The following is a 2552-nucleotide window of genomic DNA, read 5'->3' on the forward strand; positions in this document are numbered from 1 at the left end:
CAGTGACTCGCCGGCAGGGCAGTGACTCGCGAGGGCGGGCCACTCTCCGGCGGGGCGGTGACCCGGCGGGCAGGGCGGTGACCCGGCGAGAGCGGGCGCGGGGATGCCGGGGCTAGATCCAGCCCTGCATCCAGGCGTGCAGGCGATAGAAGTCGTACGGCACCTGCGTGGCCGTCCACAGCGGATACCAGAACGCCGACAGCGCGACGACCACGGCGAGGAGCACGATCACCGTGCGCTGCCCGGACCGTCGGCGCACCGGATCGGTGCGGTCGGCGCCGGCGATCTCGCGCAGCGCGAACGTCAGCGCCAGCAGCATGAAGGGCAGGATGACGATCGTGTAGAACTGGAAGATCGTCCGCTCGGCGAACAGCAGCCACGGCGCGTAGGTCGCCGCGACGCCGGTGAGCACGAGCGCGTACCGCCAGTCGCGCGTGCGGACGAACCGGTACGCGAGGAGCAGCACGGCCGCCACGCCGCCCCACCACACGAGCGGGTTCGGCATGCTGTAGATCGTCTCGATGCAGCCGTTGGCGCCGCCGGCGCAGCCGGGCGAGCCGTCGGTCGCCGTCGCCACGAACATCGAGGTGGGGCGCCACAGCAGCGGCCACTGCCACGCCGGGCTCATGTACGAGTGGGCCGTCGTGATGCCCGACGTCGACGCGTAGATCGTCTCGTGGTAGTGCCAGAGGTTGCGCAGCGACTGCGGAATCCACGACCAGAAGCCGGGGTCGGTGTCGACGCGGGCGCGGCCGTAGCCGCCGTCGGTCGTGAGCCAGCCGGTCCACGACGCGACGTAGACGACGAGCGCGGCCGGAACGAGCAGCAGGAAGGTCGCCGGGCCCTGGCGGAAGGCGGCATCCGTCGGCCAGAACGTCACCCCCCAGCGCCGGCGGGCGAGCGCGTCCGTGACCACGAGGTAGATGCCGATGCCCGCGAGGACCCACGCGCCCGACCACTTGACCGCGGATGCCGCGCCCGCCGCGGCGCCGGCGGCCACGATCCACGGGCGGTTCCACAGCACGGGTCCCCATGCCGGGGGACCGGCGTCGGTCTGTCTCGCGGCGATGCCCGCGGCGAGCCGGTCGAGGTGGCGTCGCCGGTCGAGCACCGTGAACCAGAACGCGAGCAGCGTGAACATCGTGAGGATGACGTCGAGGAGCGCCACGCGGCTCATCACGATGCCGAGCCCGTCGACGGCGAGGAGGAACGACGCCACGGTCGCGAAGACGACCGAGCCGGTGAGGCTCCGCGCGAGGAGATAGAGGATCAGCACGCACGTGGTGCCGCACAGCGCGACGGCGATGCGCCAGCCGAACGACGAGTCCGCGCCGAACAGCGCCATGCCGGCGCCGATGAGGTACTTCCCGAGCGGCGGATGCACGACGAAGCTGCCCTCGGTCGAGAAGACGTCGGTCTGTCCGGAGTTGAAGAGCTCGTCCGCGCCCTCGGGCCAGGTCGCCGCGTAGCCGAGGTTCCACTGGCTCCAGGCGTCCTTGACGTAGTAGGTCTCGTCGAACACCAACGAGTGCGGATGCCCGAGGTTCCACAGGCGCAGGATCGCGGCGAGCAGGGTCACGAGCACGGGCGCGAGCCACGCGTACAGGCGGCGCAGCCGCGGGTCGGCGGCGAGCCGGAGGAGCCACCGGTCGTACATCGAGGGCTGTGCCGCGGGCGCGAGCGGGTTCGCGGTCGTCGTCACCCGTCCAGCCTAAGCTGGGGCGGTGATCATCCTCGCGGCGACGCCGATCGGCAACCTGGGGGATGCCTCGCCCCGGCTCGTCGCGGCGCTCGAGGCCGCGACGGTCGTCGCCGCGGAGGACACGCGTACGACGCAGCGCCTGCTGCAGGCGCTCGGGGTGCGGAACCGTCCGCGGCTCGTGGCGCTGCACGACCACAACGAGAAGCACCGCGCGGCAGAGCTCGTCACCGCGGCGCGCGACGCCGACCTGCTCGTGCTGTCGGATGCCGGCATGCCGACGGTCAGCGACCCGGGCTACGGCCTCGTCGCCGAAGCGGTGGAGCAGGGCGTCGTGGTGACCGCGATCCCCGGACCGAGCGCCGTCGTCACCGCGCTCGCCGTGGCGGGGCTCCCCACCGACCGCTTCACGTTCGAGGGGTTCCTGCCGCGCAAGCCCGGGGAGCGACGCCGCGCGCTCGCGGCCCTCGGCGCCGAGCCGCGCACGATGGTGTTCTTCGAGGCCCCGTCGCGGCTGGCCGAGACCCTCGCCGCGATGGCCGACGCGTTCGGCGCCGGCCGGCGCGCGGCCGTGTGCCGCGAGCTGACGAAGCTGCACGAGGAGGTCGTGCGCGGCGGCGTCGCGGAGCTGGCGGCCTGGGCGGCCGACGGCGTCCGCGGCGAGATCGTCGTGGTGGTGGCCGGCGCGACGGTGCGCGAGGTCACGCCGGAGGACGCGCTCGCGCAGGTGCAGGCGCTCGTGGCCGACGGCATCCGCCTGAAGGATGCCGCCGCCGAGGTCGCCGGCCTCACCGGCCACTCGTCGCGCGAGCTGTACCAGGCCGCGCTCGCCGCCCGCCGCTCGTAAGCCGGG

2 protein-coding genes are annotated in these 2552 nt (G+C 73.4%); one reads left to right on the top strand and one right to left on the bottom strand.

Going from position 1 to position 2552, the window contains the following annotated elements:
* Positions 1-112 precede the first annotated feature (112 nt).
* The gene (locus WML84_RS14740; protein WP_347346888.1) at positions 113-1702 is read right to left on the bottom strand and encodes a phospholipid carrier-dependent glycosyltransferase; all 1590 of its coding nucleotides are present in this window, start codon (positions 1700-1702) and stop codon (positions 113-115) included.
* Between the two features lie 22 nt (positions 1703-1724).
* Here WML84_RS14740 and rsmI point away from each other — a divergent pair, with 22 nt between their 5' ends.
* Positions 1725-2546: a 16S rRNA (cytidine(1402)-2'-O)-methyltransferase gene (gene rsmI / locus WML84_RS14745; RefSeq protein WP_347346889.1), complete on the top strand. Its 822-nt coding sequence runs from the start codon at positions 1725-1727 to the stop codon at positions 2544-2546.
* Positions 2547-2552 lie beyond the last annotated feature (6 nt).

Origin of the sequence: Microbacterium sp., from assembly GCF_039812165.1 — a bacterium.
GTDB lineage: Bacteria > Actinomycetota > Actinomycetes > Actinomycetales > Microbacteriaceae > Microbacterium.